Annotated in this window: 19 protein-coding genes and 1 pseudogene; 12 read left to right on the forward strand and 8 right to left on the reverse strand. The window is 59.9% G+C overall.

The features are described from left to right. Positions 1-179: 179 nt before the first annotated feature. Complete coding sequence (lldD, locus tag AC1MEW_RS23960) at positions 180-1,322, forward strand: FMN-dependent L-lactate dehydrogenase LldD (protein ID WP_480423805.1); 1,143 nt, start codon at positions 180-182, stop codon at positions 1,320-1,322. A 153-nt stretch (positions 1,323-1,475) separates the two neighbouring features. Here lldD and AC1MEW_RS23965 read toward each other — a convergent pair whose 3' ends face one another. The 3 genes from AC1MEW_RS23965 to AC1MEW_RS23975 all read right to left on the reverse strand — a co-directional run bounded on the left by AC1MEW_RS23965 (position 1,476) and on the right by AC1MEW_RS23975 (position 4,528). Next, on the reverse strand, positions 1,476-1,844 hold the full coding sequence (locus AC1MEW_RS23965) for a DUF427 domain-containing protein (RefSeq protein WP_201257540.1): 369 nt from the start codon (positions 1,842-1,844) through the stop codon (positions 1,476-1,478). A gap of 290 nt (positions 1,845-2,134) precedes the next feature. Then, positions 2,135-3,544 (reverse strand): serralysin family metalloprotease, encoded by a 1,410-nt coding sequence (locus AC1MEW_RS23970; protein WP_322268207.1) that lies wholly within the window; start codon positions 3,542-3,544, stop codon positions 2,135-2,137. 150 nt (positions 3,545-3,694) lie between these two features. Next, positions 3,695-4,528, reverse strand: a complete 834-nt coding sequence (locus AC1MEW_RS23975; RefSeq protein ID WP_480423806.1) for an oxidoreductase — start codon at positions 4,526-4,528, stop codon at positions 3,695-3,697. Positions 4,529-4,757: 229 nt separating this feature from the next. Here AC1MEW_RS23975 and AC1MEW_RS23980 point away from each other — a divergent pair, with 229 nt between their 5' ends. The 6 genes from AC1MEW_RS23980 (at position 4,758) to AC1MEW_RS24005 (ending at position 10,423) form a co-directional block, all read left to right on the forward strand. Then, complete coding sequence (locus AC1MEW_RS23980; RefSeq protein ID WP_201257554.1) at positions 4,758-5,657, forward strand: AraC family transcriptional regulator; 900 nt, start codon at positions 4,758-4,760, stop codon at positions 5,655-5,657. Positions 5,658-5,896: 239 nt separating this feature from the next. Further along, positions 5,897-6,259, forward strand: coding sequence for a nuclear transport factor 2 family protein (locus AC1MEW_RS23985; RefSeq protein WP_480427322.1), 363 nt, complete (start codon positions 5,897-5,899; stop codon positions 6,257-6,259). Positions 6,260-6,376: 117 nt separating this feature from the next. Then, positions 6,377-8,326, forward strand: a complete 1,950-nt coding sequence (locus AC1MEW_RS23990; RefSeq protein WP_480423807.1) for a DNA topoisomerase III — start codon at positions 6,377-6,379, stop codon at positions 8,324-8,326. A 78-nt stretch (positions 8,327-8,404) separates the two neighbouring features. Continuing rightward, the gene (locus AC1MEW_RS23995) at positions 8,405-9,034 is read left to right on the forward strand and encodes a glutathione S-transferase family protein (RefSeq protein ID WP_322268205.1); all 630 of its coding nucleotides are present in this window, start codon (positions 8,405-8,407) and stop codon (positions 9,032-9,034) included. 47 nt (positions 9,035-9,081) lie between these two features. Next, a complete protein-coding gene (locus tag AC1MEW_RS24000) occupies positions 9,082-9,585 on the forward strand; it encodes a GNAT family N-acetyltransferase (RefSeq protein ID WP_322268203.1) in 504 nt (167 codons plus the stop codon). Between the two features lie 508 nt (positions 9,586-10,093). After that, positions 10,094-10,423, forward strand: a complete 330-nt coding sequence (locus AC1MEW_RS24005) for a hypothetical protein (protein ID WP_201202847.1) — start codon at positions 10,094-10,096, stop codon at positions 10,421-10,423. A 197-nt stretch (positions 10,424-10,620) separates the two neighbouring features. On the opposite strand, the gene cynR is transcribed toward AC1MEW_RS24005, so the two are convergent. Beyond that, positions 10,621-11,502, reverse strand: a complete 882-nt coding sequence (gene cynR / locus AC1MEW_RS24010) for a transcriptional regulator CynR (protein ID WP_322268202.1) — start codon at positions 11,500-11,502, stop codon at positions 10,621-10,623. Positions 11,503-11,633: 131 nt separating this feature from the next. On the opposite strand from cynR, the gene cynS reads away from it, so the two are divergent. The 3 genes from cynS to AC1MEW_RS24025 all read left to right on the forward strand — a co-directional run bounded on the left by cynS (position 11,634) and on the right by AC1MEW_RS24025 (position 13,111). Continuing rightward, positions 11,634-12,101 (forward strand): cyanase, encoded by a 468-nt coding sequence (gene cynS, locus AC1MEW_RS24015; protein ID WP_133836027.1) that lies wholly within the window; start codon positions 11,634-11,636, stop codon positions 12,099-12,101. Positions 12,102-12,180: 79 nt separating this feature from the next. Continuing rightward, positions 12,181-12,417, forward strand: coding sequence for a DUF2790 domain-containing protein (locus AC1MEW_RS24020; RefSeq protein ID WP_201202845.1), 237 nt, complete (start codon positions 12,181-12,183; stop codon positions 12,415-12,417). Between the two features lie 34 nt (positions 12,418-12,451). Then, a complete protein-coding gene (locus tag AC1MEW_RS24025; protein WP_201257546.1) occupies positions 12,452-13,111 on the forward strand; it encodes a carbonic anhydrase in 660 nt (219 codons plus the stop codon). A gap of 16 nt (positions 13,112-13,127) precedes the next feature. Here AC1MEW_RS24025 and AC1MEW_RS24030 read toward each other — a convergent pair whose 3' ends face one another. Next, positions 13,128-14,459 carry an aminotransferase-like domain-containing protein gene (locus tag AC1MEW_RS24030; protein ID WP_480423808.1) on the reverse strand — a complete coding sequence of 444 codons (1,332 nt, stop codon included), beginning with the start codon at positions 14,457-14,459 and terminating at the stop codon, positions 13,128-13,130. A gap of 103 nt (positions 14,460-14,562) precedes the next feature. Between AC1MEW_RS24030 and AC1MEW_RS24035 the strand changes: the two genes are divergently transcribed. Then, positions 14,563-15,462 carry a DMT family transporter gene (locus AC1MEW_RS24035; RefSeq protein WP_480423810.1) on the forward strand — a complete coding sequence of 300 codons (900 nt, stop codon included), beginning with the start codon at positions 14,563-14,565 and terminating at the stop codon, positions 15,460-15,462. A 9-nt stretch (positions 15,463-15,471) separates the two neighbouring features. Here the strand turns inward: AC1MEW_RS24035 and AC1MEW_RS24040 are convergent, their stop codons facing one another. From AC1MEW_RS24040 to glsB, 3 genes are all read right to left on the reverse strand, one after another. After that, a complete protein-coding gene (locus AC1MEW_RS24040) occupies positions 15,472-15,759 on the reverse strand; it encodes a BON domain-containing protein (protein WP_201257549.1) in 288 nt (95 codons plus the stop codon). Between the two features lie 70 nt (positions 15,760-15,829). Further along, entirely contained in the window at positions 15,830-17,332 is a 1,503-nt protein-coding gene (locus AC1MEW_RS24045; protein ID WP_480423811.1) for an aldehyde dehydrogenase family protein, read from the reverse strand. Between the two features lie 85 nt (positions 17,333-17,417). Next, a complete protein-coding gene (gene glsB, locus AC1MEW_RS24050; protein ID WP_480423812.1) occupies positions 17,418-18,326 on the reverse strand; it encodes a glutaminase B in 909 nt (302 codons plus the stop codon). A gap of 248 nt (positions 18,327-18,574) precedes the next feature. Here glsB and AC1MEW_RS24055 point away from each other — a divergent pair. Continuing rightward, positions 18,575-18,652, forward strand: a pseudogene (locus AC1MEW_RS24055) (HvfX family Cu-binding RiPP maturation protein); the annotation flags it as partial. Between the last annotated feature and the right edge of the window lie 18 nt (positions 18,653-18,670).

The following is an 18,670-nucleotide window of genomic DNA, read 5'->3' on the forward strand; positions in this document are numbered from 1 at the left end:
CTCCCGCTGGGCTGCGAAGCGGCCCCAAAAGAATGGGACTGCTGCGCAGTCCAGCGGGAGCAAGCTCCCTCGCCACAAGCAAGCTCCCTCGCCACAGGTGAAGTGTTCATCCTCATTGCCCACATTTTCGTTAAGCTCGATGAACACTACAGCCCCGCCACTCCCCAGACCGAGGCACCATGATCATTTCATCTGCATCTGACTATCGCGAGGCGGCACGTCGCAAACTTCCCCGATTTTTGTTTGATTACATCGATGGCGGCGCTTATGCCGAGCACACGCTGTGGGCCAATAGCGCCGATCTGACGGATATCAAGCTTCGTCAGCGCATTCTGAAAAACGTCGAAACCCTGAGCCTTGAAACCACCCTATTCAATCAACCCCTTTCAATGCCGATCATCCTGGCGCCGGTAGGCCTGACCGGGATGTTCGCCCGCCGTGGTGAAGTCCAAGCGGTCAAAGCGGCAGAGAACAAAGGGATTCCACTGTGCCTTTCAACAGTGTCGGTATGTTCGATCGAAGAAGTGACGGCACACAGCCAACAATCGATCTGGTTTCAGCTGTACGTGTTGAAAGACCGTGGCTTCATGAAGAACGCACTGGAACGGGCGAAGGCTGCCGGTGTAAAAAACCTGGTCTTTACCGTCGATATGCCCACGCCCGGCGCCCGGTATAGGGACGCGCACTCGGGGATGTCCGGGCCTTTTGCTTCATCGCGGCGTATTTTGCAGGCGATGACCCGGCCCGACTGGGCATTCAACGTCGGGGTCATGGGGCGCCCACACGACCTTGGCAATATCTCGAAGTACCTCGGCAAAGCCGTAACGCTGGAAGACTACATGGGCTGGCTGGCCAATAACTTCGACCCTTCGATCAGTTGGAGCGACCTGGAGTGGATTCGTGAGTTCTGGGAAGGCCCGATGATCATCAAAGGCATTCTCGACCCGCAAGATGCCAGGGACGCGGTCAGTTTTGGCGCTGACGGCATCGTGGTGTCGAACCACGGCGGGCGGCAACTGGACGGCGTGCTCTCGACCACCAAGGCGTTGCCGCCGATCATGCAAGCGGTGGGCAATGACCTGACCGTGCTGGTCGACTCGGGCATCCGCTCGGGGCTGGATGTCGTGCGGATGCTGGCGCTGGGCGCAAAAGGCGTACTACTGGGGCGTTCCATGGCTTACGCACTGGCGGCCGATGGTCAACGCGGGGTCGAAAACATGCTGGATATTTTCGCCAGGGAAATGCGCGTGGCCATGACCTTGACCGGGGTGACTTCGATCAGTCAGATCAATGAATCAACGTTGGTGGAAACGCTTCGGTAGTAGGCTTTTGACACCGAACCTGTGGCGAGGGAGCTTGCTCCCGCTTGAGTGCGCAGCGCTCACAAAATCTTGGGGCCGCTACGCAGCCCAGCGGGAGCAAGCTCCCTCGCCACAACCAAGTTCCTTGACCACAAACAAGCGCACTCGCCACAGTCACTCGTAATTTTCGAGAATCTCGAACGTCACTTGATCGGGATAGAACGCCACGTGGTCGCGAATCTGCTCGACCGACACCTTGGGGTTCTCATAACTCCACACCGCATTGGCGCCTTCATGCCCCGGGATTTGCAGGCTGAAATAGCTGGCATCGCCCTTGTAAGGGCAATAACTGGTGTGATCGGTGCGGGCAAAGTACTTTTCGTCGATGTCTTCGCGCGGGACGTAATACACCGGCGGATAGTTGGCTTCCATCAGAATCAGCGCCCGGGCGGACGCGGCCACCTGAATACCGTGAAACTTCACCAATAGACAGCCGGGCTGCTCGGCGATGGTGATGACAGGACTGGGACCGGAGCTTTTCATGGAATACGTTCCTCATGACGCTGATGAACCTGTAGGAGCAAGGCTGGGCTGCAGAGCGGCCCCAAAACCTGAGGCCCCGACTGTCAGGTATAACCCAAGTTTGAGCTATGCGACTGCTTCGCAGCCGAACGGGAGCAAGCTCCCTCGCCACAAGTTCACAAGCAAAGTCAAAAGATCGCAGCCTTCGGCAGCTCCTACAGGGTACGAGCGCAGTACAAACATCACGGTTTACACGGTCAATGTAGGACCTGGCGAAGCCTGCGATCTTTTGATCTTTATCTGTCGTCAAATCAAGCGACGATATCGGTCGCCAATGCCTGCCCTACCGTTCCCACCGCAAAATCCACAGCCCCGTGCCCGGTCAAATCCACCATCAAACTGGTCTGGTTGGTCTGCGCAAAGTACGTGAGGATCGCGTCGCCGGCGTGCCCGGTGAAACCGCTGACGAAGTTCAGCGCCGCGTTGCCCGCAGCAAATTCGGCAATGCCTGACAGGTCGATCTTGTCCTGGCCGCTGGTGAAATCCATGATCCAGTCCGGTGCGGTCATGGTCGAATCGCTGGCGGCGCCAAACACAAAGGTGTCCGCCCCGGCCCCGCCCCACAGCGAATCACCGCCACCGCCACCGTAGATGATGTCGTTGCCGGCCCCGCCTTCGAGGATGTTCGCCACCGCGTTACCGATCAGCAGGTCATTGCCCGAACCGCCGATAGCGTTTTCCAGGGTCACGCCGTGGGCGATGGATACGTTGCCGACCAGACCGCCCACGTCGGAGAACGAGCCTTCGTTGAGGTTGATCTTCTGGTTTTGGCTGAAACCGGAGAAGTCCAGGGTGTCGTTACCGCCACCATCCCACACCGAAAACACCACTTTCGAGGCGGCCGAAGTAGCGCTGTAGAAGTCCCGTTCGGCGTTGGAGTTGAAGCCGTAGACCGTGTCGCTGGCGCGGGTTTCCAGGTTGGCGCCGTAGAGTTTCTGCACCGCCACGATGTCGTCCAACAAAGGTGCCGAGGCATAGGCGCCGCTGCCGTCCTTGCTGAAATTCTGCTGCGTGTTGCTTTCGCTCCAGTAGCTCATGAGACTGTAGCCACGTGTGTCCTGGGCGTAAGTCACGTCGTTATAGGTCGGGTTGCCGTTGCCGGCGTTGTAGACACCAGGATGCGACAGGCCCAGGGTGTGGCCGATTTCGTGGGTCAGGGTCTGGCGCCCGTAGTTGTTGGTGTCCGGGGTTTTGTTGACCTGGTATTGGTCGTTGATCATGTACCAGGACTGGCCGTCGTACTGGCTGCCTTGTGGCAAATAGGCGAACGCCGCGCCGCCAGTGTTGTTGCTGTAGTTGCCGAAGGTCATGTGACCGTCGCCGCCGGTGCCTTCGCTGAAGGTGACTTTGGCCACGTCCGACCAGGATTGCATCGCCAGCACCGCCTGGGCTTTTTGCTGGGCGCTGAATTCGCCGAACGTGCCGAGGGCCGGATTGTAGTTCGCTGGTTTCGAGGTCAGGAAGGTGTAGCTGAGGTCGATCTTGCCGTCGCTATTCTGGTCATGCCAGGACGCGCCCTTGCGCAGAATCTGGTCGGCGGCCTGATCAGCGGTGAACGAAGGTTTGCCGTTCACCAAAACGCTGCCGCCACGGTCGTACAAGTGGCTGAAGGTGTCGACTGTCGAGTAGGCGTCACTGGCCCGGGATTTTGCTTGAGACATTGCTTACGTCCTTGTTTAAAAGTAGTCAGTTTCCGACAGACCACGGCGATCCCTTGGCGAGATCGTCCTGTCACTCGCCTAATGCAGGCGCGGTGAAACTGACACAGCTTGAAACCTGGCGCTAATCAATTTCTCGATACCAGGGGCGGGTCAGCCATCCGTGGATCGAGTCACCGCTTCCCAAGCATCGATCTCCTGCGCCATGTGAGCCAACCGCTCGCGCACCAGTTGCAGCGCATCGCTGCCCAGCAGCAAATGCGCTGGCGGTGAATCGCTGGCGATCAAGGCCAGCATGGCTTGGGCAGCTTTAATCGGGTCGCCCAACTGTTTGCCGCTTTTGTTCTGGCGCGCTGTTCGGATCGGGTCGAAAGAGGCGTCATAGTCGGCGATGCTGCGCTCGGAGCGGCGCATCGAACGCCCGGCCCAATCGGTGCGAAACGATCCTGGCGCCACCGCCGTGACGGAGATACCGAAAGGCTTGAGCTCCTTGCTCAAGGTGTCGGAAATCCCTTCCAGGGCGAATTTGCTACCGCAGTAATAAGCGATGCCGGGCATGGTGATTAAGCCGCCCATGGACGTGATGTTGATGATGTGCCCGGCCCTGCGCTGGCGGAAAAACGGCACAAACGCTTTGGTGACGGCCACTGCACCAAACACATTGACGTCGAACTGCTGGCGCATCTCTTCCAGCGCCGACTCCTCGAAAATGCCTTCGTGGCCGTAACCGGCGTTGTTGACCAATACATCCACCGGCCCGAGGTTTTTTTCGACCTCAGCGACGACAACATTGATGGCTTCAAAATCAGTGACATCCAGGCACCGACCGAACGCATTCTTTGAGGCGTGTTGTTCGAATTCGGCCCGGGCCACTTCGCTGCGCACGGTGCCAATCACGCGGTGCCCCGCGGCCAGTGCTTCGTTGGCCAGCGCCTGGCCAAAGCCGCTGCTGACACCGGTTATGAAGAGGGTCTTTTTTGCAGTCATGATCACGTTCCACCTGGTGTTTTGCTGCCGCACCACGCGGCAGTCAAGCTGACAGCCATGCTAAGAGCGTAGCCCCCCTGAATGAACGCCCATAACTGTGGGTCTTTTGCCTATTCCTCTGAGTCGATTGATTTGCGGGGCGAGCGAGTTCACATTCAAGCCCTGTGTTATCGAGCGAGTAGATCAGTTGAGCAATTCAGGTGTTGATCAAAACGATTGCCAGCCACGGATGATTGCGCTGCTGACGAAGCTCGCACCGGATGAGGGTTACAACCTCACGGCGCTGCCGGGCGTGCGTTTACTGCGTTCCAACCGTGCGCTGGAGCGCACGCCGGTGCTCTACGATCCGGGCATCGTCATCGTCTGTCAGGGGCGCAAGCGCGGATATTGGGGCGACGCGACTTACCTGTACGATGCCCGACACTATCTGGCAGTTGCCGTGCCCGTACCGTTCACCATGGAAACCGATGCCAGCGCCGAGGAACCGCTGCTGGCGATCTACTTTCACCTGGACTTCAAACTCGCCGCCGATCTGATGCTGCAACTCAACGACGAGCCCACCGCCGAGCCTAAAGGCATGTACGCCTCGCCGATGGAACCGCGCTTGAACCAATCCGTCCTGCGCCTGCTGGAAGCCCTCGATTCGCCGCTGGATGCCCGCATCCTTGGGCCGTCACTGCTGCGGGAAATCTATTACCGGATTCTCACCGGTGCCCAGGGTGGATCGATGTGTGCAGCCCTCACTGCTCGAGGTCGCTTCGGCCGAGTGTCCCAAGCCCTGCGAAAAATCCACGGCAGCCTCGGTGAACGGCTGGACGTCGAGCAGTTGGCCGCGGAAGCAAACATGAGCGTGCCGACCTTTCACGCGCATTTCAAAGCCATCACCCACACCTCGCCGATGCAGTACCTGAAATCGACACGCCTGCATCAGGCTCGCCTATTGATGGCACGCAACGGCTATAGCGTGGCGATGGCGGCGTCTGAAGTCGGTTATGAAAGCGGCTCACAGTTCAGCCGGGAATTCAAAAGGCTGTTCAGCCGTACGCCCACCGATGAAGTGGCGCGGATGAAAGGTGCGTTTGCCTTGCCGCCGCCAATGGAGGATTCGGTGTTTGTGTCGTCGCACTGAGTGATGCTGCCATTCCCCTGTGTGGGAGCGGGCTTGCTCGCGAAGAGGCCGGCACATTCACCATCGATATCGCCAGACGCATCGCTTTCGCGAGCAAGCCCGCTCCCACCTTTGATCGTGGATGAATCGAGTATCTGTGTACGACCACAATCCCCTGTGGGAGCGGGCTTGTTGGCGGCAGCGTCGCCCATCGGCTGATCGCCGAATACGTCCTGGCCTTCGAGGGCCGCGACGAACACCTGCTCAGAAGTATCTGGCACGACGGCGCACGACTGGATCTGGGTGCAGCGTTCGGCAGTTATCAAGGCATCGACGCGATCATCGAATCAGCCCACAGCAACTGGGCGACGATGCCCCACATGCATCACTGGATGGCCAACGCCGTGATCGATATCGACGGCGAAACCGCCGCCGGGCGGGTTGCGGTGGACTGTTTGTGTACTCATGTCGAAATGGGACAGGTGCAGATCAGCGGCCTGTATCACGATCGATTCGAACGGCGTGACGGCCGCTGGGCGTTCATCGAACGCCGGTTCGAGCTGCACTTCCTGACGCCGCTGGCGGGCTGGAAAGCGGTCGCAGGCTCGGAAGCCTCGGTCTAAGGTCTCGTCATCATCGGCAACCTTTTATCTGTATATCCATACAGATAAAGGTTGCTCCAATCGCAATCCCTGCGCATTCTGTCCACCTTCTTCAAACCGACTTGAACGATGGTGGTTATGCAGCTGTACCTCTGTGAAAAACCTTCCCAGGCCAAAGACATTGCAGCAGTGCTCGGCGCCAAGCGCCGGGGCGACGGTTGCTGGCTGGGAACGAACGTCACGGTGACCTGGTGCATCGGCCACCTGCTGGAAACCGCGCCGCCGGATGCCTACGACGCGCGCTACAAGCGCTGGGTGCTGGCAGACCTGCCGATCATCCCCGACAAATGGAAGATGACCGTCAAGCCGCGTACCGCCAGCCAGTACAAAGCGGTCAAACGCTTGCTTGGCGAGGCCACTGAACTGGTGATCGCCACGGACGCCGACCGCGAGGGCGAGATGATCGCCCGGGAACTGGTGGAGCATTGCCGCTATCGCGGGCCGATCCGGCGGCTTTGGCTATCGGCGCTGGATGATGCGTCGATCCGCAAGGCCTTGGCGGCGCTCAAGCCGGGGGTCGAGACCTTCAGCCTCTACCACTCGGCGCTGGGCCGCTCCCGGGCCGACTGGCTGATCGGGATGAACATGAGTCGACTGTTCACGTTGCTGGGGCGACAGTCCGGTTATCAAGGCGTGCTGCCGGTCGGCCGCGTGCAAACCCCGACCTTGCGGCTGGTGGTGGATCGGGATCGCAGCATTGCCGATTTCGTCCCTGTCGCCTATTGGGCCATCGACGTGCAATTGCTGCACGATGGCACGACGTTCACCGCGCAATGGCGCGCAGCATCAGACGTTTGCGACGATCAGGATCGCTGCCTGAATCAGGCTCTGGCGCAGCAAGCGGCAGCGGCGATGGGCAGTGCGTCAAGCGCCCGGGTGATCAAACTTCGGACCGAACGCATGCGCGAAATCGCTCCGCTGCCGTTTGATCTGGGCACCTTGCAGGAAGTCTGCTCGAAGAAGCTCGGCCTCGGCGCCCAGGAAACCCTCGACATCGCCCAGGCACTCTACGAAACCCACAAAGTCATCACCTACCCGCGAAGTGACTGCGGCTATTTGCCCCTGAGTCAGCACAGCGAAGCGCCTGGCATTCTCGCCGCTCTGCGCCAGGCCGACCCAAGCCTCAACGCCTTGAACGAGCATCTGGAGCCTCAGCGACGCTCACGGGCCTGGAACGATGCCAAGGTCAGCGCTCACCACGGCATCATCCCCACCGCGGCAGCGAAAAACCTCGAGCGGTTGGTGGGTAAGCAACGGGCGGTTTACACGCTGATCCGCGCGCGTTATCTGGCGCAGTTCCTGCCCAACCATGAATACGACCGCACCCAGGCCGACTTCGACTGTGCTGGCGAAGCTCTGCGCGCCGTGGGCAAGCAGATCGTCGAACCTGGCTGGAAGCGTGCCCTGCCCGAGGCCCTCGCTCCGGCCAAGGGCCGCGAGGCGCCAGCGCCACAAACCCTACCGGCCCTGACCGAAGGGCGCGATTGTGCGGTGGCCGACGTCAAACTCAAGGACCTCTGGACCCAACCGCCCAAGCCGTTCACCGAGGGCGACTTGATCAAGGCAATGAAGAACGTCGCCAAACTGGTGGAAGACCCGCTGCTCAAGCAAAAACTCAAGGACACCACCGGGATCGGCACCGAAGCGACCCGCGCCTCGATCATCCAGGGCCTGCTCGACCGGGGTTATCTGGTGAAGAACGGCAAGGCCCTGGCCGCAACGCCGGCCGCGTTCAGCCTGATCGACGCCGTGCCACGGGCCATCGCCGACCCTGGCACCACCGCGATCTGGGAACAGGCGCTGGACATGGTGCAAAGTGGTGAAATGAGCCTGGAAGAATTCGTCACCAAGCAGGCCGCCTGGATGAGCAAGCAGGTCGCTCGCTGCGCCGGCCTGAGCCTGACCATCAGCGGGCCGGCCAGCCCCGCCGGTAGCGGCGCAACTCCTTGGAAGAAGAAACGCAAGTCCACCCCGCGCAAGCCCGCAGCCGGTGCAAAACGCGCCGCCAAACCGGCGAGCAAAGCATGAGGGCACTTCGACAAGCCACGGATGGTCTAGTGTTGCTCAAGCCCGGCGATCGCCCTACTTTCTGAAAAGGTACCGACCATGATCATCGTCCACCACCTGAACAACTCCCGCTCCCAGCGCATCCTCTGGCTGCTGGAAGAGCTGGCCATCCCCTACGAACTGAAGCTCTATCAGCGCGACCCGAAAACCAACCTCGCGCCGCCAGAGTTGAAAGCGATCAATGCCTTGGGCAAATCGCCGGTGATCGAGGATGGCTCGCAGAAGCTGATCGAGTCCGCCGCGATCATCGACTACTTGATTCGCCGTCACGGCCAGGGTCGCCTGCAACCTGATCCATCCACCGCCGCCTACGATCAATACGTGCAATGGCTGCACTTCGCCGAAGGCTCGGCGATGTTGCCGATGATGCTGAATCTCTATGTGGGCAAGTTGGGTGAAGCCGGCGCGCCGCTGCATCCGCGCATCAATTCGGAAGTGGCCAACTACCTGAGCTACCTCGACACGGCACTGAGCCAGTCCGACTACCTGCTGGGTAATGAATTCAGCGCCGCCGACATCCAGATGAGTTTCATTGGCGAAATCGCCAGGGCCCAGGGCAAGCTTCGCGACTACCCTCATGTAGCGGCCTGGATTGAACGCTTCCAGGCGCGCCCGGCTTACATCGCCGCCTTGAAAAAGGGTGGCAAGTACGACTTCGCGCCCCACTGAGTGAACATCTGCGGGCCAGGGATGGTCCGCGAAATCAGGAGCCCGCCATGCCTCTCATAGAACTTTACGCCGCGCAACGCGACGAACTGGAGACGATTGAAAACCTGATGCAGTTCTACACGTACGACTTCAGCGAGTGGCTGCCGCTGAAGCTTGGCGAACAGGGTTTGTTCAACATTCAGCCGAAGCTGGATTACTGGCGAAAACCGGCGACGCGGCCGTTTTTGATCAAGGTTGATGGAGAGCTGGCCGGGTTCGTAACGGTGGATGATCAAACCCACCTGCCTGGCGCATATCTCAACATCGGCTACTTTTTTGTCAGCCGACGCTTTCGTGGCCAAGGCGTCGCGAAGTTTGTCGCATCCACCCTCTTGAGCCAGCTCCCCGGTCAATGGCAAATTTTCCACATCGATGCGAACCAGCCTGCGCGGTTGTTTTGGGCAAAGGTGATCCCTGCCCTTGCGCAGGAAAATTTCACAACGCAGCAACAGACGGTAGACGGCTATCCCTGCACGTTCTACCGCTTGGAAAGCCCAACCACCGGGCTCTAGACACCCTTTCCTAATACCAAAACCACTTTGTCCGACAATATGTAGTGACTAAAAATAATCACTACATAACCGTTGACGCCGTCGATTTGCCCTTGCATGATGCAGACGTCTCCCCGATCGGGAGTACAGGCAACACGTTTGAGCAAGCTCGTCTGACCGCCGAGCTGTTTTTCCCGGATACACGCTGCCCACAAGGCAGATTGAAGAAGCTGACCTGGCCCGAACGTCCAGTACAAAGACGAGAAGCGCTGGCGAAACATTCTCATGAAGCTTGTGGCCGACCCTGAAAACGTCGGCAGTGGCCTCCAGGTTTTCGCCGCTTCTCTTCGTTGTGACGCTATTGCGTAGCAGTTATTCAACACGACTACATGCAACAGACGCGAGACCCCGTCATTTCGACGGCTGACCGCTGACGTCCTGGTTTCGGTGCCAGGGATCAACTAACCGATGGGCTACCTGTATTAGCGAATCAACTTTGAAAGATCACCAAATGGTCAAGGGGCTTAATATGAATCTGAACAATCAACCTACTATCGATGAACTGGCTCGTATGTTCGCTGCGCAGAAAGACAGCCACGACAGCCATATCCTGTGGATCAGCAAGTCGGGCCAGGTGCACATGGACAGCCTGTCGCCCCATGCTCACGAAGCAGAGTTCGACCAGAACAACCAGGACTTGCTGGCCCGACTGAAGATGTACCGTCGCGGCCAGGGTTATGTCGGCAAGAAAGCCGCAGCCGACAAGGACTTCATGGGTAATGTTCTGCAAACTCTGAAACAGGCGTGGGCATCGATGCAGAACCAGAACGAAGTTCGAGTGATTGATCGGTTCTACTGAGTAAGATTGAAAAAAGGGCCTGCTCCCATCAAGGAGCAGGCCCTTTTTTATGCATGGGTTTTCACACACGTTTAGTGAACACCCTAAATCCCTGTGGGAGCGGGCTTGCTCGCGAAGGGGCCATCACCTTCAACATCACTGTCGACTGACCCACCGCTATCGCGAGCAAGCTCGCTCCCACAGTTGAATGACGGTGACTAGGAAAGCTCTGCTCCCAACACCAACTCCACAAACGCCAGCGCCGCCGCACTGTGGTAATTATTGCGACGACGCAACAACGCCGCCCCGCGCTGCGGCGCTTCACCTTGCAACGGAATCTTGCGCAACGCTCGATCCTCGGTGGCAATCGCCTCCGGCAAAATGGTCGCGACCGCCGTATGGCGAATCACCTCCAGCAAGGTGCTCACCGAATTCACCTCGATCACCACTTTGGGCGTGATGCTTTGTTGGCGGAAGTATTCGTCGATGGACGATCGGGTAATGAACTCCGGCGCCAGCAACGCGAACTCCAGTTGCGCTACCTCGCTCGGCGCCAGCGCACCCTGGCTCTCGTAAAGCGGATGATCACGCCCGACCACAATCCCCAACGTCTCGATAAACGCCGGGATGCACTCGATCTCGGGGTTTCTGACTGGCGTAAAGGCAATAGCGATGTCCAGTGAGTCATCCGCCAGCCCGGCCTCGATGCCGTCCATGGACAACTCGAAAATCTCCAGGTGGATGTTCGGGAACCGTGCTGTGTAATCGCGCACCAGCGGCCCCACCAGATACGCCATGAAAGTCGGCGTCATGGCCAGGCGCAAAGCGCCACGAGACAAATCCTTCACGTCATGCAGCGCGCGCTTACCCGCCTCCAGTTCCACCAACACCCGTCGGGCGCATTCGATGTAGGCCTCGCCCGCATCGGTGGGTTTGACCGTGCGCGAGGTGCGGTCGAACAAGGTCACGCCCAGGGTTTCTTCCAATTGGCGGATTTGCTGGGACAGAGTCGGCTGAGAAACGTGCAGCGCTTCGGCTGCGCGGGTGAAGCCGCCGTTATCAGCGACCGCGATCAAGTAACGCAGATGTCGGAGCAGCATGGGACATTCCATCTATAGGCTGTGCTTATGCGCAACATTGTATATCGGTCTTGGACGCTATGAGTCAATCGGCAGAAGATTGCTCCACACACAGCAACCACCCAATAGCTCAACCCGATAGGAGTCACACCATGCAACAGTCCCACGCTTACAACGACCAGAGTCTGGCCCTGACCACTTCGATCCTTGATGCCAAGGCCCGCAAAAACCTGTCCTGGCAGGACCTGACCGATGGCACCGGCCTCGGCCTGGCCTACGTCACCGCTGCCCTGCTCGGCCAGCACCCGCTGCCGGAAGCCGCCGCCAAAGTGGTCGGCGAGAAGCTGGACCTAGACGCTGACAGCATCGCCCGTCTGCAAATCATCCCGCTGCGCGGCAGCCTGTCGGGTGTACCGACCGACCCGACCATTTACCGTTTCCACGAAATGATCCAGATCTACGGCACTACGTTGAAAGCCCTGGTTCATGAGCAGTTCGGCGACGGCATCATCAGCGCGATCAACTTCAAGCTCGACATGAAGAAAGTCGAAGACCCGGAAGGCGGCTCCCGCGCCGTGATCACCCTGGACGGCAAGTTCCTGCCACTGCGTCCTTTCTAAATCAGTACCGGCCCGCACTTAACGTGCGGGCCCACCACCCAAAACATTTCATTCACCAAATTCATCTGGAGGATGCCCCATGAAAAAAATTCTCTTCGCACTGTCGTTGATCGCCGGCCTGGCTGCCCAGGCTCAAGCCCAGGACGGCGCCGTTGCCTACCAGTACGGCATGGACCTAGACATCGCTCGGGTCGTGAACATCACCCCGGTCGCCGATGTTTGCGGTCCGACGCCGGTGGAGATGACCTACCTCGACTCCAAAGGCGTTACGCACATTTTGCAGTACAGCGAATTCGGTACCGGTTGCTCGAACTGAGTCGCCACGGTTCATCACTTTTGAGGAAGCAAACATGAAAGCGCTCATCGACGGTTTTTTGAAGTTCCAGAACGAAGCCTTCCCACAACGCACTGACTTGTTCAAACACCTGGCCACCACCCAGCACCCCGGCACCTTGTTCATCACCTGTTCCGACAGCCGCGTAGTGCCTGAACTGCTGACCCAGCAAGAACCCGGCGAACTGTTTGTGATCCGCAACGCCGGCAACATCGTCCCGTCCTACAGCCCGCATCCCGGTGGTGTATCGGCCACGGTCGAATATGCGGTCGCCGTGCTCGGCGTCACCGACATCGTGATCTGCGGCCATTCGGATTGCGGCGCCATGACCGCCGTTGCCAAGTGCAAATGCATGGATCACCTGCCCGCTGTCAGCGGCTGGTTGCAGCACGCGGAGTCGGCGAAAGTCATCAACGAATCTCGCCCTCACGCCAATGAAGCGGCCAAGGTCAGTTCGATGGTGCGCGAGAACGTGATCGCCCAACTTGCCAACATCCAGACTCACCCGAGCGTGCGTCTGGCCCAGGAAAAAGGTCAGTTGAACCTGCACGGCTGGGTGTACGACATCGAAACCGGTTCGATCGATGCGCTGGACGCCGACAGCCGCAGCTTTGTCTCCCTGGTTGAGCATCCGACCACCTGCGCGGTGTACGCCAAGGCCTCGCAAGTCGCCTGAACAACACCGTAAAGCGCTATGAATAAGCCCCAACCACTTGCTTCACTTTCATCAGCGCCCGTCGAAGCGTGTTGATGTCGACCGAACCAAGGGCTAGCCGAATAGCATGAGGGACATGGACTGACGTCGCAAAAGGTTCGGCAGTCGACACCGACACCTGCTCATGCAGCAACGCCATGGCGATCTGATCTGCCCTTGCCTCTTCCGACAAGGGCAGCCACACAAAGTAAGAAGACGGATGACGAACGTAACGCAGCCCGCTCAGCACCTCGTCGGCCAAGGCCTGTCGGGTCTGGGCATCGGCGCGTTTTTGCGCTTCCAGCAGCGTGACGGTACCGTCGTCGAGCCACGCCGTGGCAATCGCCGTCATCACCCCGGGGGTGTTCCAGGTCGTCGCCCGGATCGTGCGCTCCAGCGCCGGCACCCTTGACGCTGGCGCGGCGACGAAACCGACACGCAACCCGGTGGCGATACTCTTGGATAAGCCGGTCACGTAGACCGTCCTTTCGGGCGCTAACTCAGCCAATGGAGGTGGCGGCGCTTCAGCCAGAAACGCATAAGCGGCGTCTTCAATGATCAGCAGGTCATGCTGGCGCGCAATCGACACCAGGTGCTCGCGCTCATCGGCGGCCATCACCCAACCCAACGGGTTATGCAGGGTTGGCATGCTGTAGACAGCCCGGACCGAACGGCTTCGGCAGAGTTTTTCCAGGGCGGCGAGATCAGGCCCGGTGTCCGTGACCGGAATCGGCACCACCTCCAGATGCAGCGCTTCGGCCAGGACCTTGAACCCCGGATAGGTCAACGCATCGGCGGCGATCACGTCGCCGGGTTGCAGCAACCCCATCATCGTCACCGCCAACCCGTGCTGGGCACCACTGACAATCAGCACCTGTTCAGCCGCCACGTTCAAGCCGCGACTACGCAGATGTCGCGCCGCCGAAGCCCGTTCATGCAGACGCCCGGCGTGAGGCTGGTAGCGCAGATGAGATTCCAGATCACCGGACAACGCCAACTGGCGCAACGCCGTACGCAACAGATCAGCCTGGCCCGGCAACGACGGATAGTTGAAGTTCAGGTCCATCATCCCCGCGACAACACTCGGCTGATGCACGCCCAGACTCGGCGGCAGCGCCGTCTCCCGGACAAACGTGCCGCGACCGGTTTCGCCGCTGACCAAACCCATGGCTTCCAGCTCGGCATAAACCCGACTGGCCGTGACCAGCGCCAGACCTTCCGTCGCCGCGAGCTGCCGGTGGGTCGGCAAGCGTGTACCGGGCGGCAATTGTCCTGAACGGATATCGGCGGCAAAACGGTCAACCAATGACTTGTACCGGGAGCGCGGCATCGGGAATGTATCCATGACAATTTTTTGATTGTCTTAATACTCAGTCATAGGATGCGCTTAACGCAACCCGCCACATCAGCCCTTTGCCCGGAGCGTGAACCCGATGGAACGTACCTCGAACCTGAACAGCCCGACGCTATCGAAAAAAAACAGCAGCGGTTGGCTTAATGGATTGATCGGCGTGGTGATCTTCAGCGGCTCGCTGCCGGCCACCCGGGTGGCGGTGCTGGAGTTCGACCCGGTGTTTCTGACGGTGGCGCGCGCGACCATTGCCGGTGTCCTTGCGCTGTGCCTTTTGTGGCTGTTCAAGGAAAAGCGCCCGGCCCGGCATCAGATTGTGCCGTTGATCGTCGTCGCGCTGGGCGTGGTCCTCGGGTTCCCGCTGTTGACCGCGCTGGCCCTGCAATACGTGACTTCCGCTCACTCCATCGTCTTTATCGGCCTGCTGCCGCTGGCCACCGCGGTGTTTGGTGTACTGCGCGGTGGTGAGCGACCAAAGCGGGCCTTCTGGCTGTTCTCGATCCTCGGCAGTTTGCTGGTGGTCGGTTATGCGGTTTCTAAAGGACTGACCGCCTCGCCCAAAGGCGACCTGCTGATGCTGCTGGCGGTGGTGGTTTGCGGGCTCGGGTATGCCGAAGGGGCAAAACTATCCAGAACCCTCGGCGGTTGGCAGGTGATTTGTTGGGCGTTGCTGGTGTCGTTGCCGGTGATGGCGGCGCTGACCTGGTTTTTGCTGCCCGCGTCGTTTTCGACGGTCAGCACACCGGCCTGGCTGAGCCTGGCGTATGTCTCGCTGTTCAGCATGCTGATCGGTTTCGTTTTCTGGTATCGCGGGCTGGCCCAAGGCGGAATTGCCGCCGTGGGCCAGCTTCAGTTGCTGCAACCGTTTTTTGGCTTGGCGCTGGCCGCCACGCTACTGCACGAGCAGGTCAGCCTGGGCATGCTGGGGGTCACCGTTGCGGTGATCCTTTGTGTGGCCGGGGCGAGGAAGTTTTCCCGCTGATCATCTGACTCATTCGTCAGGACTACCCGGTTTGAACACATGCGTGCGCAAGCCACTGGCATCGACGTCGATGACACCCGGAACCGAGCGAGCCAGGTCAACTGCCTGCTCACTTTGTCGATGAGTGTCGACCATGCCGCTCAGCAGCACTTCGCCGCCATGGGTTTTGACGTGGATATGCAGGCCAAAGATGGGTTCGGCCTTGGTCAGGGCCGACTTCACCTTGGCAGTCAGCAATGTATCGTGAGCAACCATGGCCAGGTCATGAGAATAATGTTCAAAGGAATGAAGTTTCATGGTGCAACCCTCTGTCACGCAAAAACAGACACATTAATTATAGTGCGCCTGTGGTTTGCGGCCGGAGCGTTCAGCGTTTGACTGACAAATCTATCTGAGTCATGCGGCTGCGAATGGTGAACACGCCATCGCCCGACAGAATCGCGCTGCGAGCGAACAGGCGACCGCTCTCCCAGTTCGAAAGCCCCAGTTCCGGCTTGTTCAGCGCGTACTGGCCGTCGACCCAACGGGTGATGCCGTTGCCGACAAATGGCGCATTCACCGCGTTGTAGAAACGCTCATGAGCCTCGGCGTTTTCACTGATCAGCGACACGGTGAATTGCGGGCTGTAGCGATTGAATAACGTAATGGCCTGGTCCAGGTCGTCGACGATTTTCAGGCTGACTTCCGGGGTTTCTTCCCATTCCCACTCGCGACCCAATTGATCCTCCGCCAGCGGCTCGGCCAATGCTTCGGTCACATAGCCTTCGGCGCGGTAGACCTCGACGCTGGCGCCCTGCCAATCGCTCGGCAAGTACGACTCGCTGCCTTCGACGATGTGCAATTTGCAGCCCTGGCCACGGGCAGTGCCGGCCTGTTGCAGCGCATCGAGAAACAGCGGCACCAGTTCGGCAGCACGGTCGTGCTGGATCAGGCAGACGTTCAGGGTGTTGCAGACCTTGCGATCCAGCGAGTTGCGCACCACGGCGGCAAAACGCGTGGCATCAGCGTCTTTATCGGCGATCAGCCAGGCACCGCCAGTGCCGTGCAGGCTGACGGCGGTGCCGGCCTGTTGGGCGATGCTGCCCAGTTGGCTGACGGCCCGGCCCGAACCCCGGGCCACGGCCAACGACAAACGTCGGTCAGCAAACATCGCCCAACCGGCCGCGTGATTGACGCTTTCAACCAGCGACACCGCGCCCACCGGCAAGCCGGCCTCAGCCAGTGCCGGGTTCAAGGCGTGGGTGACGATGGCTTGCGCTGTGCCCAACGCATCGCTGCCAATGCGCAGCACGGCGGTGTTGCCGGTGCGCAGTACGCCAGCGGCGTCGGCAAAGACGTTCGGTCGGCCTTCGAAGACGAAAGCGACGATGCCCAGCGGCGACACCACTTGCTCGACTTTCCAGCCGTCATGCTCGACGCAACTGATGACTTTGCCACGGGTGGCCGTCGCATCGCGCCAGGCACGCAGGCCTGCGATCATGTCGCGGCGCATGCGTTCGTCGGCCAGCAACCGCGTGGTGGAACGCCCGCGGGCCTTGGCGCGCTCGATGTCGGCCAGGTTGGTGGCCTCGATCAAGGCCCAGCAGGCCGGGGTTTCCAGGCGCTCGGCAAACCGATCAAAGAACTCGCTGATGGCTTCATCCGACACTGCCGACATCGCGGTAAACGCCGTTTGTGCGCGCTCAATCGCCACCGCCGCCGCTTGCTGGTCCACCACCGGGATCAGCAACAGCTCACCGCTGACCTGCTCCACCAGCAGATGGTCACCGGGCTGAAAGCGTGCCGCCAATTCGGGGCTGACCACCGAGACACGGTTACCGGCAAAAGGAATCGGCGTACCAGCGACGAGACGTTCGAGCATCAGGGACATGAAGCAGTTTCACCATGCAGTGGGCGGCCGGAAAATGTATAGCAAATTTCCCGAAGCGTCATTACCGACGCCCGCCCACACCGCTTTAGAACACCGACCAGCCGATCCGCTGACTCAACAACTCCAGCGCCGCCATCCCGGCAAGCGAGTTGCCGGCGGCGTTCAATTCCGGCGACCAGACGCACACTGTGAACTGCCCCGGCACCACCGCGACAATCCCGCCGCCCACACCGCTCTTGCCGGGCAATCCGACGCGGTAAGCAAAGTTACCGGCTTCGTCGTAGAGGCCGCTGGTGGCCATGATCGAGTTGACTTGCTGGGTCTGGCGGGCGGTGAGGATTTGTTCGCCGCTGTGTTTGCAGAAACCGTCGTTGGCCAGGAAGCAGAACGCTCGCGCCAGGTCCACGCAACTCATGCGCAGCGCGCAGTGGCTGAAATAGCTGCGCAGCACGGCTTCGACGTCATTGTGGAAGTTGCCGAACGACTGCATCAGGTACGCCATGGCGGCGTTGCGAGCGCGGTGTTGGTATTCGGATTCGGCGACCTTGCCGTCCACCATGATTTGCGGGTTGCCGGACAAGCGCCGGACAAAATCGCGCATCGACAGGGCCGGCGCGGCGAAACGTGACTGGTTGATGTCGCAGATCACCAGCGCCCCGGCGTTAATGAACGGATTGCGCGGGCGGCCGCGTTCGAATTCCAGCTGCACCAGCGAGTTGAACGGCTGGCCGGACGGCTCGTGACCCAAGCGTTCCCAGATCGCTTCGCCGGAGTGTTCGATGGCCTGCACCAGGCTGAACACCTTGGAAATACTCTGCACCGAGAACAGCGTGTGCGCGTCGCCGGCGCAGTACAGCTCGCCGTCATTGCCATACACAGCAATCCCCAGTTGATTGGCCGGCACGGTACCAAGGGCAGGAATGTAGTCAGCCACCTTGCCCTGGCCGATCAGGGGACGAACTGCGTCAAGAATCTCGTTCAACAGCGCTTGCATGCCGGGTTCCGAAGTCTCGCCCCATGGGATTGCGGGGTCACAGACGCTAGACGCCGCTGGTGCGAGGTAGATCACAGTTTAGTTCGTGAATGTTGCAGCGCCCTTCACCACTTATCCCTTGTGGGAGCGAGCCTGCTCGCGAAAACGGTCTATCAGAACAACATTGATGCAGCATGTGCCGGCCTCTTCGCGAGCAAGCCCGCTCCCACATTGGTATTGGGGTGGTTGGAAGTGCCGGGCTTTGCCGGGTTATGGTAACGGTCGTTGAAACGGCGGCTGTTCACTGGCCAGCCGATTGGTCTACATTGGGTGAACTTGCCCAGGGCACTGTCACACTGACTGAC

Source organism: Pseudomonas sp. ASL4, assembly GCF_056680395.1.

Bases quoted from the DNA above. Each gene is read 5' to 3' on its own strand.
- AC1MEW_RS24005 (WP_201202847.1), top strand. From the start codon at position 10,094: ATGAATCTGAACAATCAACCTACTATCGATGAACTGGCTCGTATGTTC.
- AC1MEW_RS24040 (WP_201257549.1), bottom strand. From the start codon at position 15,759: ATGAAACTTCATTCCTTTGAACATTATTCTCATGACCTGGCCATGGTT.
- AC1MEW_RS23975 (WP_480423806.1), bottom strand. From the start codon at position 4,528: ATGACTGCAAAAAAGACCCTCTTCATAACCGGTGTCAGCAGCGGCTTT.
- AC1MEW_RS23965 (WP_201257540.1), bottom strand. From the start codon at position 1,844: ATGAAAAGCTCCGGTCCCAGTCCTGTCATCACCATCGCCGAGCAGCCC.
- AC1MEW_RS24045 (WP_480423811.1), bottom strand. From the start codon at position 17,332: ATGTCCCTGATGCTCGAACGTCTCGTCGCTGGTACGCCGATTCCTTTT.
- AC1MEW_RS23995 (WP_322268205.1), top strand. From the start codon at position 8,405: ATGATCATCGTCCACCACCTGAACAACTCCCGCTCCCAGCGCATCCTC.
- cynS (WP_133836027.1), top strand. From the start codon at position 11,634: ATGCAACAGTCCCACGCTTACAACGACCAGAGTCTGGCCCTGACCACT.
- AC1MEW_RS23970 (WP_322268207.1), bottom strand. From the start codon at position 3,544: ATGTCTCAAGCAAAATCCCGGGCCAGTGACGCCTACTCGACAGTCGAC.
- AC1MEW_RS24020 (WP_201202845.1), top strand. From the start codon at position 12,181: ATGAAAAAAATTCTCTTCGCACTGTCGTTGATCGCCGGCCTGGCTGCC.
- AC1MEW_RS23990 (WP_480423807.1), top strand. From the start codon at position 6,377: ATGCAGCTGTACCTCTGTGAAAAACCTTCCCAGGCCAAAGACATTGCA.
- AC1MEW_RS24030 (WP_480423808.1), bottom strand. From the start codon at position 14,459: ATGCCGCGCTCCCGGTACAAGTCATTGGTTGACCGTTTTGCCGCCGAT.
- AC1MEW_RS24000 (WP_322268203.1), top strand. From the start codon at position 9,082: ATGCCTCTCATAGAACTTTACGCCGCGCAACGCGACGAACTGGAGACG.
- cynR (WP_322268202.1), bottom strand. From the start codon at position 11,502: ATGCTGCTCCGACATCTGCGTTACTTGATCGCGGTCGCTGATAACGGC.
- AC1MEW_RS24025 (WP_201257546.1), top strand. From the start codon at position 12,452: ATGAAAGCGCTCATCGACGGTTTTTTGAAGTTCCAGAACGAAGCCTTC.
- lldD (WP_480423805.1), top strand. From the start codon at position 180: ATGATCATTTCATCTGCATCTGACTATCGCGAGGCGGCACGTCGCAAA.
- AC1MEW_RS23980 (WP_201257554.1), top strand. From the start codon at position 4,758: ATGATTGCGCTGCTGACGAAGCTCGCACCGGATGAGGGTTACAACCTC.
- AC1MEW_RS24035 (WP_480423810.1), top strand. From the start codon at position 14,563: ATGGAACGTACCTCGAACCTGAACAGCCCGACGCTATCGAAAAAAAAC.
- glsB (WP_480423812.1), bottom strand. From the start codon at position 18,326: ATGCAAGCGCTGTTGAACGAGATTCTTGACGCAGTTCGTCCCCTGATC.